18 protein-coding genes are annotated in these 16462 nt (G+C 64.7%); 11 read left to right on the top strand and 7 right to left on the bottom strand.

All coding sequences use genetic code 11. The annotated features are described in order from the left end of the window. Position 1: 1 nt before the first annotated feature. Both AM586_RS06640 and AM586_RS06635 read right to left on the bottom strand, forming a co-directional pair. Positions 2 to 427, bottom strand: a complete 426-nt coding sequence (locus AM586_RS06640) for a YciI family protein (RefSeq protein WP_047826191.1) — start codon at positions 425 to 427, stop codon at positions 2 to 4. Then, positions 424 to 912: a VOC family protein gene (locus tag AM586_RS06635; RefSeq protein ID WP_047826190.1), complete on the bottom strand. Its 489-nt coding sequence runs from the start codon at positions 910 to 912 to the stop codon at positions 424 to 426. The genes AM586_RS06640 and AM586_RS06635 overlap by 4 nt, the downstream gene beginning before the upstream one ends. Positions 913 to 1141: 229 nt before the next feature. Here AM586_RS06635 and htpG point away from each other — a divergent pair, with 229 nt between their 5' ends. Further along, entirely contained in the window at positions 1142 to 3061 is a 1920-nt protein-coding gene (gene htpG / locus AM586_RS06630) for a molecular chaperone HtpG (protein ID WP_047826189.1), read from the top strand. Positions 3062 to 3116: 55 nt separating this feature from the next. Here the strand turns inward: htpG and AM586_RS06625 are convergent, their stop codons facing one another. Genes AM586_RS06625 through kynB form a run of 5 tightly spaced genes read right to left on the bottom strand, consistent with a single transcriptional unit; the run spans position 3117 to position 7487 of the window. Beyond that, positions 3117 to 4118, bottom strand: coding sequence for an acyltransferase (locus tag AM586_RS06625; protein WP_047826188.1), 1002 nt, complete (start codon positions 4116 to 4118; stop codon positions 3117 to 3119). Positions 4119 to 4177: 59 nt separating this feature from the next. Beyond that, positions 4178 to 4723: an alpha/beta hydrolase gene (locus AM586_RS06620; RefSeq protein ID WP_047826187.1), complete on the bottom strand. Its 546-nt coding sequence runs from the start codon at positions 4721 to 4723 to the stop codon at positions 4178 to 4180. Beyond that, a complete protein-coding gene (kynA, locus tag AM586_RS06615) occupies positions 4720 to 5571 on the bottom strand; it encodes a tryptophan 2,3-dioxygenase (protein WP_047826186.1) in 852 nt (283 codons plus the stop codon). The genes AM586_RS06620 and kynA overlap by 4 nt, the downstream gene beginning before the upstream one ends. 12 nt (positions 5572 to 5583) lie before the next feature. Further along, on the bottom strand, positions 5584 to 6846 hold the full coding sequence (gene kynU, locus AM586_RS06610; RefSeq protein ID WP_229411265.1) for a kynureninase: 1263 nt from the start codon (positions 6844 to 6846) through the stop codon (positions 5584 to 5586). After that, positions 6843 to 7487 (bottom strand): arylformamidase, encoded by a 645-nt coding sequence (kynB, locus tag AM586_RS06605; RefSeq protein WP_047826185.1) that lies wholly within the window; start codon positions 7485 to 7487, stop codon positions 6843 to 6845. Before kynB ends, kynU begins: the two co-directional genes overlap by 4 nt. A gap of 524 nt (positions 7488 to 8011) precedes the next feature. Here kynB and flhD point away from each other — a divergent pair. From flhD to AM586_RS06555, 10 genes are all read left to right on the top strand, one after another. Beyond that, complete coding sequence (gene flhD / locus AM586_RS06600; protein WP_047826184.1) at positions 8012 to 8329, top strand: flagellar transcriptional regulator FlhD; 318 nt, start codon at positions 8012 to 8014, stop codon at positions 8327 to 8329. Positions 8330 to 8449: 120 nt separating this feature from the next. After that, entirely contained in the window at positions 8450 to 8998 is a 549-nt protein-coding gene (gene flhC / locus AM586_RS06595; RefSeq protein WP_060567005.1) for a flagellar transcriptional regulator FlhC, read from the top strand. 23 nt (positions 8999 to 9021) lie between these two features. Next, the gene (locus tag AM586_RS06590; RefSeq protein ID WP_060567003.1) at positions 9022 to 9822 is read left to right on the top strand and encodes a trans-aconitate 2-methyltransferase; all 801 of its coding nucleotides are present in this window, start codon (positions 9022 to 9024) and stop codon (positions 9820 to 9822) included. A 110-nt stretch (positions 9823 to 9932) separates the two neighbouring features. Further along, positions 9933 to 10793, top strand: a complete 861-nt coding sequence (gene motA, locus AM586_RS06585) for a flagellar motor stator protein MotA (RefSeq protein ID WP_060567001.1) — start codon at positions 9933 to 9935, stop codon at positions 10791 to 10793. Continuing rightward, on the top strand, positions 10793 to 11767 hold the full coding sequence (gene motB, locus AM586_RS06580) for a flagellar motor protein MotB (RefSeq protein WP_060566999.1): 975 nt from the start codon (positions 10793 to 10795) through the stop codon (positions 11765 to 11767). The genes motA and motB overlap by 1 nt, the downstream gene beginning before the upstream one ends. A gap of 27 nt (positions 11768 to 11794) precedes the next feature. Beyond that, positions 11795 to 12343 carry a hypothetical protein gene (locus AM586_RS06575; protein ID WP_060566997.1) on the top strand — a complete coding sequence of 183 codons (549 nt, stop codon included), beginning with the start codon at positions 11795 to 11797 and terminating at the stop codon, positions 12341 to 12343. A 68-nt stretch (positions 12344 to 12411) separates the two neighbouring features. Next, positions 12412 to 12777: a response regulator gene (locus tag AM586_RS06570; protein WP_047826183.1), complete on the top strand. Its 366-nt coding sequence runs from the start codon at positions 12412 to 12414 to the stop codon at positions 12775 to 12777. Between the two features lie 24 nt (positions 12778 to 12801). Next, on the top strand, positions 12802 to 14985 hold the full coding sequence (cheA, locus tag AM586_RS06565; RefSeq protein ID WP_060566995.1) for a chemotaxis protein CheA: 2184 nt from the start codon (positions 12802 to 12804) through the stop codon (positions 14983 to 14985). Positions 14986 to 15015: 30 nt separating this feature from the next. Beyond that, positions 15016 to 15513 (top strand): chemotaxis protein CheW, encoded by a 498-nt coding sequence (locus AM586_RS06560; RefSeq protein WP_060566993.1) that lies wholly within the window; start codon positions 15016 to 15018, stop codon positions 15511 to 15513. A gap of 85 nt (positions 15514 to 15598) precedes the next feature. Then, complete coding sequence (locus AM586_RS06555; RefSeq protein ID WP_060566992.1) at positions 15599 to 16459, top strand: CheR family methyltransferase; 861 nt, start codon at positions 15599 to 15601, stop codon at positions 16457 to 16459. The last annotated feature ends 3 nt before the right edge of the window (positions 16460 to 16462 follow it).

Raw genomic sequence — 16462 nt, 5'->3', positions numbered from 1 at the left:
CTCAGCGCGCCGCGACCTGGCCGCGCCGCCGCTCTTCCTGCTCGCGCAGCTCGGGCGTCAGCTCGGCGCCGAAATCCTCGGCCTCGAACAGCTGGCGGATTTCGATGTCGCCGCGACCCTCGCCATACGGGTTCGGGCAGCGCCGCATCCACTCGATCGCTTCCTGCTTCGAGCTGACCTCGATCAGCCAGAAGCCGGCGATCAGCTCCTTGGTCTCGGCAAAGGGGCCGTCGACCACGCTGCGCTTGTCGCCGTCGAAGACGATGCGCGCCCCCCGGCTGCTCGGATGCAGGCCTTCGCCGGCCAGCAGCACGCCGGCCTTGACCAGCTCCTCGTTGAACTGGCCCATCTCGGCAAGCTGCTGCCGGGTCGGCATGGCGCCCGCTTCGCTGGCTTCGGTCGCCTTCACGATGACCATGAATTTCATGGCTGGCCTCCCGCGGAACGCTGCTGCATCGATTTCTGCATCTCTTCCTGCATCTGCTGCGGCGTCATGTCGCGCTTGTGGGTGGCGATCGACCAGCGGTGGCCGAACGGGTCGTCGAGCTGGCCGTAGCGGTCGCCCCAGAACATGTCGGCCAGCGGCATCACCGTCTTCGCGCCGGCCGCGACCGCCTGCGCGAACACGGCGTCGGCATCGTCCACGTACAGGTGGATGAAGACCGGCGTGCCTTTCAGGGCCTGCGGGCCGTTGCAGCCGAACTCGGGAAAGTCGTCCGCCAGCATGACCGGCGAGTCGCCGATGCGCAGCTGGGCGTGCATGATCTTGCCGCCGGGGCCGGGCATGCGGCCGGTCTCGACGGCGCCGAAGGCCTTTTTGTAGAACTCGATGGCCTCGCTTGCGCCCGCGCACACGAGGTGGGGCGTGACGGTGTGGAAGCCTTCGGGGATGGCGCGTACCTGGTCCTGCATGATGATCTCCTTGTCCGGTTGTTTTGGTGCTGCTGTCATGACGACGAACGGCGCATCCGGCTTTCGACATCGGCGCGCGAAAATATTCCGGGATTGTCGTTACGGTATGACGACTGTCGTGCGAAGTCGAGAAAAAGATGACTTTCTGCAAAAAAAGCTCTTGAAATCCCTGCCGCCATCCCGATATCGGCCCGGTCTGTTTAACCCTTGCACTTAACGAGGACATAAGATGGCTGTTGCCGAAAAAGAAACCCTTGGCTTCCAGGCGGAAGTGAAACAACTGCTGCAACTGATGATCCACTCCTTGTATTCCAACAAGGAGATCTTCCTGCGCGAACTGATCTCGAACGCGTCCGACGCCGCCGACAAGCTGCGCTTCGAGGCGATCAACAACGATGCCCTGTACGGCAACGACCACGAACTGAAGATCCGGGTCCAGTTCGACAAGGACGCGAAGACCGTCACCATCTCGGACAACGGCATCGGCATGAGCCGCGACGAGGTGATCTCGCACCTGGGCACCATCGCCAAGTCGGGCACCAAGGAATTCTTCAGCAAGCTGTCGGGCGACCAGCAGGCCGACGCCGCCCTGATCGGCCAGTTCGGCGTGGGCTTCTACTCGGCCTTCATCGTCGCCGACCGCGTCACCGTCGAGACCCGCCGCGCAGGCGCCCAGCCTTCCGAGGCGGTGCGCTGGGAGTCGACCGGCGAGGGCGACTACACCCTGGAGCCGATCGAAAAGACCAGCCGCGGCACCGACATCATCCTGCACCTGCGCGAAGGCGAGGACGAGCTGCTGTCGTCGTGGAAGCTGAAGTCCATCATCCGCAAGTATTCGGACCACATCTCCCTGCCGATCGTGATGAAGAAGGAAGAGTGGGACGAAGAGAAGAAGGAAACCGTCGTCAAGGACGAATTCGAGACCGTGAACCAGGCCAGCGCGCTGTGGGCCCGCTCGAAGTCGGACATCACGCCGGAACAGTACGAAGAGTTCTACAAGCACGTCTCGCACGATTTCCAGGCGCCGCTGGCCTACACGCATAACCGCGTCGAAGGCCGCAGCGAATACACCCAGCTGCTGTACGTGCCGGGCCACGCGCCCTTCGACCTGTGGGACCGCAACAAGCGCGGCGGCATCAAGCTGTACGTGAAGCGCGTGTTCATCATGGACGATGCCGAGCAGCTGATGCCGGTCTACCTGCGCTTCGTGAAGGGCGTGATCGATTCGAACGACCTGCCGCTGAACGTCTCGCGCGAGATCCTGCAGGAGTCGCGCGACGTGCGCGTGATCCGCGAAGGCTCGACCAAGCGCGTGCTGGGCATGCTGGAAGAGATGGCGAATTCGGAAGAGCAGGAAGGCAAGGACAAGTACGCGACCTTCTGGAAGGAGTTCGGCCAGGTGCTGAAGGAAGGCATCGGCGAGGACGCCACCAACAAGGACCGCATCGCCAAGCTGCTGCGCTTCGCCTCGACCAGTGCCGACTCGAGCGAGCAGACCGTGTCCTTCGCCGACTACGTGTCGCGCATGAAGGAAGGCCAGGAGAAGATCTACTACGTCACCGCCGACAGCTACACCGCGGCGAAGAACAGCCCGCACCTGGAGATCTTCCGCAAGAAGGGCGTCGAAGTGCTGCTGCTGACCGACCGCGTCGACGAGTGGATGCTGTCCTTCCTGAACGACTTCGACGGCAAGGAACTGGTGTCGGTCGCCAAGGGCGGCCTGGACCTGGGCAAGCTGGAAGACGAGGCCGAGAAGAAGGAACACGAAGAGACCGAGACCCAGTACAAGGACCTGGTCGAGAAGATGAAGGGTGCGCTGGCGGACAAGGCCAAGGACGTGCGCGTGACCTTCCGCCTGACCGACTCGCCGGCCTGCCTGGTGGCGGACGAGCACGAACTGTCGGCCAACCTGGTGCGCATGCTGAAGGCGGCCGGCCAGGACGCGCCGGAATCGAAGCCCATCCTCGAGATCAATCCGAACCACCCGCTGGTGACGCGCCTGAAGTACGAAGACGGCGCCAGCCCGCGCTTTGCCGACTGGGCCCATATCCTGTTCGACCAGGCCATGCTGGCCGAGGGCGGCAGCCTGACGGATCCGGCGGCTTTCGTGAAGCGCCTGAACGAGATGCTGCTGGGCGGCGCCAAGTAACCTATACCGGCATCCGCCGGAGTCATGATGGCCGGGGCAACCCGGCCATTTTTTTTCAGCCGCGCAGGCGCTTGTAGAGGAGGTCGGTCAGCGGCTGCAGCGCGCCGGCCACCGCCAGGATCGCCAGCGCGAGCCCCGCCAGCACCGCCGGATCGCCGCGCCGGAACACGACCAGCGCCTGCCAGGCGCAGATCACCAGGCTGTGCGACAGGTAGAGCGTGAAGGTATGCGCGGAGAGAAAGCGGACCGGCCGCGCGGCCCGCGCCAGCAGCCCGAAGCCGGCATGGCGGGCGCAGGCGAAATTCATCAGCACCAGGAGGCCGACGGCGTAATCGGCCAGCACGCGGTCGGCGCTGCCCATGCGGATGCCGGAGAAGGGCCAGGCGGCTTGCGCGACCAGGCGCAGCCCGGGCGCCGGGTCGTACCAGGCCCACAGGCCCAGCAGGACCAGCGACAGCGCCCAGCCGGCCCGGGCGGCGCTGCGCCCGATGACATGGGTCTTCTGCCAGCGGTACAGCCAGACGCCGGACAGCCACAAGGGCAGCAGCAGCCACAGCTTGGGGCCCATCGCGGCGAACACGGCCAGGCCCAGCAGGCGCCGGCGGCCCTTCAGGTAGTGCATCGCCCCGAACAGGATGTAGTACCAGGCTTCGTAGTTCAGCGACCAGTAAGGCAGCAGCCAGGGCGGCGCTTCCACGAAACCCCACAGTTCGCCCAGGAACAGCAGGTGGAAGGGGATGTAGAGCCAGGGCTTGCCCAGCTGGTAAGCGCCGTTCACGTGCACGCCCAGGCGGATGGCGAGGGCCGCCAGGCCGAAGGCCAGCAGCAGCACCGGCAGCACCACCGAATACAGGCGCGCGCAGCGGGCCGACGCATAGTCGCCCAGCGTGCGGTTGCGCTGTTCGGCGCTGTAGGCGATCACGAAGCCGGACAGCACGAAGAAGGCGATCACGGCTTCGCGCCCGAGGTCGGCGGTGCGCGCGATCTGGGCATCGTCGAAAATACGGAAATAGCGGAAGTGCGCCATCACGACCGCGCAGGCGGCCAGGGTGCGCACCAGATCCAGGTAGAGCGAGAACGGTCGGTCGAGCGCGGCCTTGCCGGCCGCCGTGGCGTTCAGGGATGCAGGTTGGAGCAGAACTCCTCCAGCATCCGTTCGCCTTCCGGCCAGGGGCCGTAGCCGGTATCGGCATTGATGTGGCCCGCGTCGCCGATCTCGACCAGCCTGCTGCCCCAGGCCTGCGCGAAGGCGCGCGAGCGTTCGATCGCCGCGTACGCGTCATTGGTGCTGGCCACCACCACGGAAGGGAAGGGAAGCCGGTTCATCGGGATCGGCGCGAAGCCGTTGGCGGGCACCGGATAGGAGGGCGCTTCGACGTCGCTGGGCGCCACCAGGAAGGCGCCGGCCACGTTCAGCGGCGAACCGCTTTGCGCCCACTGGGCCACCAGCATGCAGCCCAGGCTGTGCGCGACCAGGATCGGCCGGCCGTCGCAGGCGGCGATCGCCGCGTCCAGTTCCGCCACCCATTCGTCACGGCTTGGCGCCTGCCAGTCGCGGTGCGCGACGCGTTCCCATTTCGAGTACTTGCGTTCCCAGTGGGTCTGCCAGTGCTGCGGGCCGGAGTTCCACAGGCCGCTGACGATCAGGATGTCGCATCTCATAAAGCAGTCCTCAGGGCGAACAGTTCGGGAAACAGTACCACATCCAGCATCTTGCGCAGATAGCTGACCCCGGCCGTGCCGCCGGTGCCGGTCTTGAAGCCGATGATGCGCTCGACCGTCGAGACGTGGCGGAAGCGCCAGGTGCGGAAGGCGGTCTCCAGGTCGACCAGCTTCTCGGCCAGCTCGTACAGCGCCCAGTGGTGCTCGGGGTCGCGGTAGACCTCGAGCCAGGCCGCCAGCACGGAATCGTCGTGGACCGTCGGCCTGGTCGGGTCGGCGTCCAGGCGCGCCTGCGAGACCGGCAGCCCGCTGCGCGCCAGCAGGCGCACCGCTTCGTCGTAGATCGAGGGCGCGTGCAGCTCGCGTTCGAGCAGGGCGTGGTGCCCGGGCGAGACCTGGTGCACGGCCAGCATGTTCGCGTTCTTGTTCCCGAGGATGAACTCGAGCTCGCGGTACTGGAAGGACTGGAAGCCGCTCGAGGCGCCGAGGTAGGGCCGGATCGCCGTGTACTCGGGCGGGGTCATGGTCGCCAGCACGTCCCAGGCGTGCACCAGCTGGTCCATGATGCGCGCCACCCGGGCCAGCATCTTGAAGGCCGGCGGCAGCTCGTCCTGGCGGATCTGCACGCGCACCGCCTGCAGCTCGTGCAGCATCAGCTTGATCCACAGCTCGCTGGTCTGGTGCTGGATGATGAACAGCATCTCGTTGTGGTTCGGCGACAGCGGATGCTGGGCGGTCAGGATCTGGTCCAGGCCCAGGTAGTCGCCGTAGCTCATGGACTTGCTGAAGTCCATCTTGGCGCCGTGCCACTCGGCGCCCGTAGCCTGTGCCTTCGTTTCTTCGCTCATGTCCGCTCCCGTTCAGGTCACCGCGCTGCGCGCCGCGCTGGCGTCGTAGCTGCCCCGGTCGAGGATATCGCGCAGGATCTCGACCGCATCCCAGACATCGCAATAGGTCGTGTACAGCGGCGTGAAGCCGAAGCGCATGATCTCCGGCTCGCGGTAGTCGCCGATCACGCCGCGCTCGATCAGGGCCTGCATCACCGCATAGCCCTGCGGATGGGTGACGCTGACCTGGCTGCCGCGGCGGGCATGCTCGCGCGGCGTCACCAGTCCCAGCGGGTGGCTGGCGCAGCGCGCCTCGACCAGGGCGATGAACAGGTCGGTGAGGGCCAGCGACTTGGTACGGATCGCCGCCATGTCGGTCTCTTCGAAGATCTCCAGCCCGCATTCGACCATCGCCAGCGAGGTCACCGGCTGGGTGCCGCACAGGGCGCGGCCGATGCCGTCCGCCGGAGTGAAGCCGTGCGACATCGCGAACGGCGCGGCATGGCTCCACCAGCCGGTCAGCGGATGGCTGAAGGCGGCCTGGTGCCTCTTCGGCACCCAGATGAAGGCCGGCGCGCCGGGGCCGCCATTCAGGTATTTATAAGTGCAGCCGACCGCGAAGTCAGCTCCGGCGCCGTGCAGGTCGAGCGGCACCGCGCCGGCCGAGTGGGCCAGGTCCCAGACCGCCAGCGCGCCGGCTTCGTGGGCATGGCGGGACAGCAGCGCCATGTCGTGCTGCCAGCCGGTGCGGTAGTTCACGTGGGTCAGCATCAGGACCGCGCAGCTGGCGTCCACGGCGGCGGGCAGTTCGTCCACGCTGTCGACCAGGCGGATCGCGTAGCCGCGCTCCAGCCAGCGCGCCAGGCCGTCCGCCATATAGATATCGGTCGGGAAGTTGCTGCGCTCGGTGACGATGAGCTTCTTTTCAGGCGCGCGCTGGCGCTGGATCTCGAGCGCCGCGGCCAGGGCCTTGAACAGGTTCAGCGAGGTGGTGTCGGTGACGGCCACTTCGCCGGCCTCGGCGCCGATGATCGGGGCAAGGCGGTCGCCGAGGCGCTTGGGCATCTCGAACCAGCCGGCGCTGTTCCAGCTCTTGATCAGGTCCTGGCCCCATTCCAGGGCCACCACCTCGTGCACGCGGGCCAGCGCCGCGCGCGGACGGGCGCCGAGCGAATTGCCGTCCAGGTAAATCACGCCTTCGGGCAGTTCGAAGCGGTCGCGCAGCAGGGCCAGCGGGTCCCGGGCGTCCAGTAGGGCGCAGTCGGCGCGCGAGGAGATGTTAACGGTGGTGCTCATACGGTTTCCTTGGGCAGGGCGCGCAGGATCGCGCGTACCGGGCTGGCGTCCATGCCGGCCAGTTTCAGGGGCAGGGCGATCAATTCGTAGTCGCCGGGCGGGACGGCATCCAGGACCACGCCTTCCAGGATCGCCAGGCCGTGGCGGCGCACCGCGTGGTGGGCGTCCAGGGTCTTCGAGTCCTGCGGGTCGAGCGAAGCGGCGTCGGTACCGACCAGCACGACGCCTTTCGAGGCCAGCAGGGCGATGGTCTCGGGGGCGATGGCCGGGAAGGCCGGGTCCCAGGCTTGCTGCGGCGCGCTGGCGTAGGTGCGCAGCAGCACCCGCGGCGGCGTGTTCTCCAATCCGGCCTCGATGTCCTGCGGGCGCACCGTCCGCGCGCCGATGCAGTGGATCACCCTGCAGGGGCCGAGGTAGGGTGCAAGGTCGACGGCGTCGATGGCGCGGCCCGCCGGGTCGTAATGGGATGGCGCATCGGTGTGGGTGCCCAGGTGGGTGGTCATGCTCATGCGGCTGACATGAACCGGGCACCCGTCCCGGATTTCCCAGGTCGGACTGGACGCGAACGGGGTATCGCCGGGCCAGACCGGGATGCCGGCCGAGATCGTCGGACTGATATCCCAAAGGGTTGGAGCGTGCATGCTTGTATGGATAAATGAATGCGCGAAGCCGGCAGTGTAGCAAGAAATGCATTGCTAAAAATTTTTTCGAAACACCCTAAAGTTCCCCAAAACCCGTCCGATAACCCATCCAGATGACCGGGATTGGGTCGAAAAAATTTTGCAGGCAGCCCTAAAGTTTGCGAAAAGCCATCCGATAACGGTTTGTAGGAGCGGGAAGGGTAGTAAAAAAATCGAAAAATATTTCGATTCGACCCTAAAGTTCCTCACTTGGTTGACGTTAACCAACACAGACGCAGATTCCTGTCGGCGTCGACGGGCCCGAAAAGCCCCGCAGCACCATCATCTTCATCCGCCTGTTTTCATAGGGGCGCGACCCCAATCCGGGAGGGTTTGTCAGACAAACCCCTACGGGTTGCCTTCGTCTTTGCCGGACGAAAAATCCAGACTCTCTCCAATATACGAAAAGTTTCCTCACAGTCAGAATCTATCTCAACGGCAACACAACTTAAATGCCTGCGAATAGATCACACGGAGAGATGGAAATGACTGCGAACGACATGATGGCTGAAATTCGTGATGCGAACCTGAGCTACCTGATGCTTGCTCAGCAGATGATTCGTGCCGACAAGGTCACCGCGATCTTCCGTCTCGGCATCTCGGCCGACATCGCGGACCTGATCGAAGGCATGAGCAATGCCCAGATCCTGAAGCTCGCCGGCGGCAACATGATGCTGGCCCGTTTCCGCTTCGACGACACCGCCATCCTGTCGATGCTCACCAGCCACAGCAAGGACCGCGCCCTGGCGCAGTCGCACGCGGCCATCCTGATGGCCGGCCAGCCTGCCGAAGAGATCGCTTAAGAAATTTCCAAAAACCGGGGTCAGACTCCCGATTTTGGAAATTGCCCAAAACTGGAGTCTGACCCCGGTTTGATTTAAGTCAGGTCCCTAGCGTTTGCGTGTTGTCGGAGTGAGTGAATCATGAGCAAGAAAAGCGTCGTCTCGGAAGCCCAGGAAATCCAGCTGGCCATCGAACTGATCCAGCTTGGCGCCCGCCTGCAACTGCTGGAGAGCGAAGTCTCGCTGTCGCGCGAGCGCCTGCTCAAGCTGTACAAGGAACTGAAGGGCGTGTCGCCGCCGAAGGGCATGCTGCCGTTTTCGACCGACTGGTTCCTGACCTGGCAGCCGAACATCCACTCCTCGCTGTACATCAATATCTATAAATTCCTGGTTGAGCACGCCGGCGCTACCGGTATCCAGGCTGTGATGAAAGCCTACAAGCTCTACCTCGAACAGATGCCGCCGGAGCCGGGCGAAGAGCCGCTGCTGTCGCTGACCCGCGCCTGGACCCTGGTCCGTTTCTTCCACGGCGGCATGCTGGTGCTGGCGCCTTGCTCGAAATGCAAGGGCAAGTACGTGGTCAATTCGCTCGACCTGAACAACGATTACCAGTGCGGCCTGTGCCATATGCCTTCGCGAGCCGGCAAGACCCGCAAGGCCAAGGACGCCGCCGCGCTCGCCGCCGCCTGAGCCGGTCCGGACCTGATCCGCGCGTGAGTCCGACTTCCCCGCGCCGCATCTGGCGCGCGCCCGCCGTCCGGGCGCTGCTACTGCAAATCCTCGCATTTCCCTTGACGCTCGGCGCGGTCTGGCTGCTGGCGCGCGCCGGCCTGTTCCCATCCTCCGCCATGCAATCCTGGCTGGGCGTCGCCCTGGTGCAGGGCGCCTGGGCGGCGCTGCTCGCGTGGCGCGCCGGGCTGGCGAGCTGGTGGCGAGCGATCCAGTTCCTGTTTCCGCCAATCCTGCTGCTGGCAAGGCAGGGCGCCGATGCGCTGGCGCTGCCGCCGGCCGCCTTCCTGGCGGTGTTCCTGTTCCTGCTGCTCGTATATTGGTCGACCTTCCGCACCCAGGTGCCCTACTACCCGTCCGGGCGGCGCGTGTGGGAGGCGGTCGCGCGCCAGTTGCCGCCTGACCGCCCGCTGCGCATCGTCGATATCGGCAGCGGCCTGGGCGGGCTGGTGCTGGACCTGGCCCGGCGCCGTCCCGATTGCGAGCTCAGCGGGATCGAACTCGCGCCCTTGCCCTGGCTGGCCAGCAGCCTGCGTGCGCGCGCGACCGGCAGCCGCGCCCGTTTTCTGCGCGGCGACTACGAAAGCCTCAATTTCGGTAATTACGATGTGGTGTTCGCCTACCTGTCGCCGGCCGCCATGGGTGGCCTGTGGCGCAAGGCGGAGGCCGAGATGCGCCCCGGCAGTGTGCTTGTCAGTTACGAATTCGACATTGTCGAGCGTGAGCCGGATCGGCGCATTGTAACTACCGATAGCAGAAAAATTCTCCACATTTGGCACTTTTGAGCCACATCACGGGGACTTTTACTTGCCCGTAGGCCATTCTCAAGCTAATCTAGTTCCCTACGTAAATATTTCAACCGGGCATGTCCCCGGCTTCACAGATCGGGAGTCCCGTGTTTGTCATAGTTGGTTACGTCATAGTCGTCGCGTCGGTGATCGGCGGTTTCGTCCTGAGCGGCGGCCATGTGGCCGCGCTCATGCAGCCGCTGGAAGTGCTCATGATTGCCGGCGCCGCGCTCGGCGCATTCTTCGTCGGTAATACCCCGAAGGCGGTCAAGGCAACCATGAAGGCGCTGCCGACCCTGTTCAAGGGTTCCAGGTACACGCGCGAGATGTACATGGAGCTGATGTCGCTGATGTTCGACGTGCTGTCCAAGGTCCGCAAGGAAGGCCTGATGTCGATCGAGGGCGATATCGAAAGCCCGGAGCAGAGCCCGGTGTTCTCGAAGTACCCGGTAGTGCTGGCGGATCACCATATTGTCGAATTCATTACCGATTACCTGCGCCTGATGGTTTCCGGCAACATGGATGCCTTCCAGATCGAAAACCTGATGGACAACGAGATCGAGACCCACCATCATGAGGGCCACGTCCCGGCGCAGTGCATCGCCAAGCTGGGCGACGGCCTGCCGGCCTTCGGTATCGTCGCCGCCGTGATGGGCGTGGTGCACACCATGGAATCGGTCGGCGCGCCGCCGGCCGAGCTGGGCATGCTGATCGCGCACGCGCTGGTCGGCACCTTCCTTGGCATCCTGCTGGCCTACGGCTTCGTCGGCCCGCTGGCCAGCCTGCTGGAACAGAAACTGGAGGAGTCGACCAAGATGTTCCAGACCGTGAAAGTCACGCTGCTGGCCAGCCTGAACGGTTATGCGCCGGCGCTGGCGGTTGAATTCGGCCGCAAGGTCCTGTATTCGACCGAGCGTCCGACCTTCGCCGAACTCGAAGACCACATCAAGAAAGCGAAGAGCAAGTAATGGCTGATGAAGGCCAGCGGCCGATTATCGTCAAGCGCATCAAGAAGGGCGGCCATGGCCATCATGGCGGCGCCTGGAAGATCGCGTACGCCGACTTCGTGACGGCGATGATGGCCTTCTTCCTGCTCATGTGGCTGCTCGGCTCGACCACCAAGGGCGACATGGAAGGCATCGCCAACTACTTCAAGACCCCCCTGAAGGTCGCGATGCAGGGCGGTTCCGGCAGCGGCGACAGCTCCTCGATCCTGCAGGGCGGCGGCCAGGACCTGACGCGCCGTAACGGCCAGGTCAAGAAGGGCGATACCCCGGCCGACAAGAAGACCTACGACCTGAAGGCCGCGCGCGCCGCCCTCGAACACGAGGAAGCCGAGCGCCTGGCCAGGTTGAAGCAGAAGATCGAATCGACCATCGAAGCCAATCCGCAGCTGAAGAAGTACAAGAACCAGCTGCTGCTCGACGTCACCAGCGAAGGGCTGCGCATCCAGATCGTCGACGAGAAGAACCGTCCGATGTTCGAGAGCGCCAAGGCCGAGCTGCAGCCTTACACTCGCGATATCCTCGACGTGCTGGCGCTGGTGCTGAACGATGTGCCGAACAAGCTGAGCCTGTCGGGCCATACCGATTCGACGCCGTACATGACCGCCAGCGGCTACACGAACTGGGAACTGTCGGCCGACCGCGCCAACGCCTCGCGCCGCGAAATGGTGCGCGGCGGCCTGGCCGACGACAAGGTGCTGCGCGTGGTCGGCCTGGCCGCCGCCAACCACCTGGACCGCAAGGATCCGTTCAACCCGGTCAACCGCCGGATCAGCATCCTGGTGATGAACAAGCGCACCGAGGAAGCAGTGCTGCGCGACGGCGGCAGCGGCAGCAATGCGCTCGACGTCCCGGACGATGCCGACGGCGCCGCCAAGGCGGTGGCTTCTGCGACCGGCGGCGGGCTGGCGGAGCCGGAGCAGGCGACGGCGAAGTAGGGCGCCCGGATAGTTCTGGAGAACTCAATGACAAGAAAAAAGATTTTAGGGTCGCACGTCAAGCGCCTGCTGTCCGGTGTGTCCGACCACGGCCGTCGTCACCTGAACGAGGTCGAGACCGACCTGGTGCAGACCACGCTGCTGCTCGAGGAGGCCGTCGAAAAGCTGACCTCCAGCTTCATGGCGATCCACCAGGCGGTCGACGCGCGCCAGCAGAGCATCAACCGCCTGCTCGCGGGCGAGGCGCCGTCGGCCGAGGAAAGCGAAAAGCTGACCGGCATGTCGGGCGAGATCGGCCAGCACGTGAACACGGCGATCACCAGCATGCAGTTCCAGGACATGACCAGCCAGCTGCTCGACCGTACGCTGCGCCGCGTGAGCGGACTGCGCGAATTCCTGACCACGCTCAGCGAGCACGGCGCCGACATCGCGCCCGACAGCCACAGCGAGGAGATCGTCGACCGGCTGGGCAAGGTCAGCATGGCGCTGGCGATCCAGTCGCTCGAGCTGCGCAGCATGCTGAGGAAGTCGGTGGAGCAGCGGCATCTCGAGAGTGGCGACGTCGAATTATTCTAACCAACTAAAACCGGGGTCAGAGTCCCCAAAAGAAGAACCGGACTCTGACCCCAGGGAGCAAACATAAAATGGCAAAAACGATTCTTGCGGTTGACGATTCCAGTTCCCTGCGCCAGATGGTGGCGTTCAGCCTGAAAGCCGCCGGCTACCAGGTGGTGGAGGCCGTCGATGGCCAGGATGGCCTGGAAAAGGCGAAGCAGCAGACCGTCGACCTGGTCCTGACCGACCAGAACATGCCGAAAATGGATGGCCTCACGCTGATCAAGTCGCTGCGCAGCCTGCCGACCTATGCCAAGGTGCCGATCCTGATGCTCACCACCGAATCCTCGGACGAGATGAAATCGAAAGGCCGCGCCGCCGGCGCCAATGGCTGGCTGGTCAAGCCTTTCGACCCGCAGCGCCTGATCGAGGTGGTCAAGAAAGTCATCGGCTAAGCCGAAAGCGACAAGCGACACATCATGACCATCGACATCAGCCAGTTCTACCAGGTCTTTTTCGACGAGGCGGAAGAGCTCCTCGCCGAAAAGGAGCGTCTGCTGCTGGCCGTCGATATCGCCGCACCGGACGCGGAAGACCTGAATGCGATCTTCCGCACCGCCCATTCGATCAAGGGCGGGGCCTCGACCTTCGGCCTGAACGACATGAGCGAAGTGACCCACGTGCTGGAGTCGCTGCTGGACCGCATCCGCAAGGGTGAGATGTCCCTCACGGCGCAGCACGTCGACGCCTTCCTGGCCGCCAAGGACATCCTCAAGATGCAGCTCGACGGCCACCGCAACGGCGCCAGCGTCGACCAGGAAGCGGTCGCCAACGTGCGCATGATGCTGCACGACCTGTCCGAGGGCGTCGTCGTCGGCGCGCACCAGCCGACCGTGCCGTCCTTCCTGCACGCCGAGCAGAAGCAGGAAGTGCGCGAAGGCGCGCACCGCTACAAGATCGAGCTGCCGGATCTCCCGCAGCGCGACGTGAACGCCCTGGTCGACGAACTTGGCCTGCTGGGCCGCGTCTCGGTCACCCCATTGTCCGGCGGACGCAGCGCGCTCATCATCATGACCCACGAAGGGCTGGACGACATCGTCGCGATCTGCTCCTTCGTGATGGATCCGGATGACCTGAAGATCTTCGAAGCGCCGCCGCTCACGCCCGAGCAGCGCGCCCTGGAGGCCGCCGAGCGCGCCCGCATCGAGGACGAGCAGGGCTACGGCTTCTTCGACCCGAACGAAGCGCTCGACGGCGCGCAGCCGGAGCAGACCGACGACGAGCGCGGCTACGGCTTCTTCCAGCCGATCGAGCAGATCCGCCGCGAGGCCGGCATCGTGGCGGAAGGCGAGGCCATGGCCTCGCGAAAAAGCCCTGAGATTGCTTCCAGTCGTCCGGAAGCGCTCGAGGTGACCGAAGCCGCGGCCGAGAAGAAGGCCGTCAAGAAGGCCGACGGCGCCGCCCACGCGCACGCCGAATCGGGCTCGATCCGGGTCTCGATCGAGAAGGTCGACCAGCTGATCAACCTGGTCGGCGAACTGGTGATCACCCAGGCCATGATCGAGCAGCGCAGCGACGGCCTGGACCCGATGGTCCACCAGCGCCTGCTCGCTTCGGTGTCGCAGCTGACCCGCAATACCCGCGACCTGCAGGAAGCCGTGATGTCGATCCGCATGATGCCGATGGACTTCGTGTTCTCGCGCTTCCCGCGCATGGTGCGCGACCTGGCCTCCAAGCTGGGCAAGAAGGTCGACTTCATCACCAACGGCGCGGCGACGGAACTGGACAAGGGCCTGATCGAACGCATCGTCGATCCACTGACCCACCTGGTCAGGAACTCGATCGACCACGGCATCGAGATGCCGGCCGCCCGCGTGGCTGCCGGCAAATCCGAATCGGGCCGCCTGTTCCTGTCCGCAGCCCACCAGGGCGGCAACATCGTGATCGAAGTGGCCGACGACGGCGGCGGCCTGAATCGCGAACGGATCCTGGCCAAGGCGCGGCAGAACGGCTTGCCGGTCTCCGAGAACATGAGCGACGCCGAGGTCTGGCAGCTGATCTTCGCGCCGGGCTTCTCGACCGCCGAAATCGTCACCGACGTGTCCGGCCGCGGGGTCGGCATGGACGTCGTCAAGCGCAATATCACGCAGATGGGCGGGACCATCGACATCCGGTCGGCGAAGGGCTTCGGGACCACGATCCTGATCTCGCTGCCGCTGACGCTGGCGATCCTGGACGGCATGTCGATCCGCTGCGGCGACGAGATCTACATCCTGCCGCTCGGCTTCGTGGTCGAGTCGCTGCAGCCGGCGAAGCACGAGGTCAAGGAGATCGCCGGCCAGGGCCGCGTGGTCAAGGTGCGCGGCGAATACCTGCCGCTGGTGCCGCTGTACCAGATGTTCAACATCGAGCCGCGCTATACCGATCCATCCGAAGGCATCCTGGTTATCCTCGAGACCGAAGGACGCAAGGCCGCGCTGTTCGTCGACGAACTGGTGGGCCAGCAGCAGGTGGTGGTGAAGAACCTGGAATCGAACTACCGCAAGGTGGCCGGGATCTCCGGCGCCACCATCCTCGGCGATGGCGGCGTGGCGTTGATCCTGGACGTGGCTGCGCTGCTGCGCTCGTCGCGTCAGCTGACGGACGATACCGTCGTTTTATAAAACTCAAAACTTTCTGAATCAGGAACCGACATGTCCATTCAACAGACCACCAAACCGGCCGACGCGCGCGACGGCAGCGGCAGCGAATACCTGGCCTTCACCCTCGGCTCCGAGGAGTACGGGATCGACATCCTGAAGGTGCAGGAGATCCGCGGCTACGAAGCCGTGACCCGCATCGCCAACGCCCCCGAATTCATCAAAGGCGTGATCAACCTGCGTGGCATCATCATCCCGGTGGTCGACATGCGCATCAAGTTCAACCTCGGCACCCCCACCTACGACCAGTTCACCGTCGTGATCATCCTGAACATCGGCGGCCGCATCATGGGCATGGTCGTGGACAGCGTGTCGGACGTCACCACCCTGACGCCGGACCAGATCAAGCCGGCGCCGGAAATGGGCACCGCATTCAATTCCGACTACCTGATGGGCCTGGGCACCGTCGACGAGCGCATGCTGATCCTGATCGACATCGACCGCCTGATGTCGTCCAGCGAGATGGGCCTGATCGACAAGATGGTAGCGTAAGGAACGGAAACCGCGGCGCAGGGATAGCAGTAGCGGACCCGGTCGAACGGGTCCGCAGGATCGACAAACACCCAAAGGTAATAACGTGCCGCTTCATACCAAGCAGGAAACTGGCAAGGAATTCGAGTTCACGCGCGCCGACTTCGAGCGCGTGCGCGGCCTGATCTACCAGCGCGCCGGCATTTCGCTGGCCGACAGCAAGCAGGAAATGGTCTACAGCCGGCTCGCGCGCCGCCTGCGCGCCACCGGCATCGAATCCTTTTCGCGCTATCTCGACGCTCTCGAAGCGGGACGCCTCAGTGGCCCCGCCGGGCAGGAGTGGGAGGCGTTCACGAATGCCCTGACCACCAACCTGACCTCCTTCTTCCGCGAGGCCCACCACTTCCCGCTGCTGGCCGAGCATGCGCTCAAGGCGCGCCGCCAGCATCCGGGCACGCCGTTGACGATCTGGTGTTCGGCCAGCTCGACCGGCGAGGAGCCCTACTCGATCGCGATGACCATGTGCGAGGCGTTCGATACGCTCACCCCGCCGGTGTCCATCATCGCGACCGACATCGACACCAACGTGCTGGCCACCGCCGGCGCCGGCGTCTATCCGATCGAACGGGTCGAAAAGCTCGAGGCCGGGCGCCTGCGCCGCTTCTTCCTGAAGGGGAAGGGCGCGCAGGAGGGCCTGGTGCGCGTGCGCCCCGAACTGCGCAACCTGGTCACCTTCCGCCAGCTCAACCTGCTGGCCGACGGCTGGGACCTGCGCGGACCGTTCGACGCGATCTTCTGCCGCAACGTGATGATCTACTTCGACAAGGCCACCCAGCGCAAGATCCTGTCGCGCTTCGTGCCCCTGATGAAGCCGGAGGCCCTGCTGTTCGCGGGGCATTCCGAAAACTTCCTGTATGTGTCCGACTCGCTGCGCCTGCGCGGCAAGACGGTGTACGAGTTGAGTTAACAG

Source organism: Massilia sp. WG5 (genome assembly GCF_001412595.2).
Classification (GTDB): Bacteria; Pseudomonadota; Gammaproteobacteria; order Burkholderiales; family Burkholderiaceae_D; genus Telluria.
The sequence above is the reverse complement of the archived record's forward strand: the minus strand, read 5'-3'. Positions and strand labels throughout refer to the sequence as shown.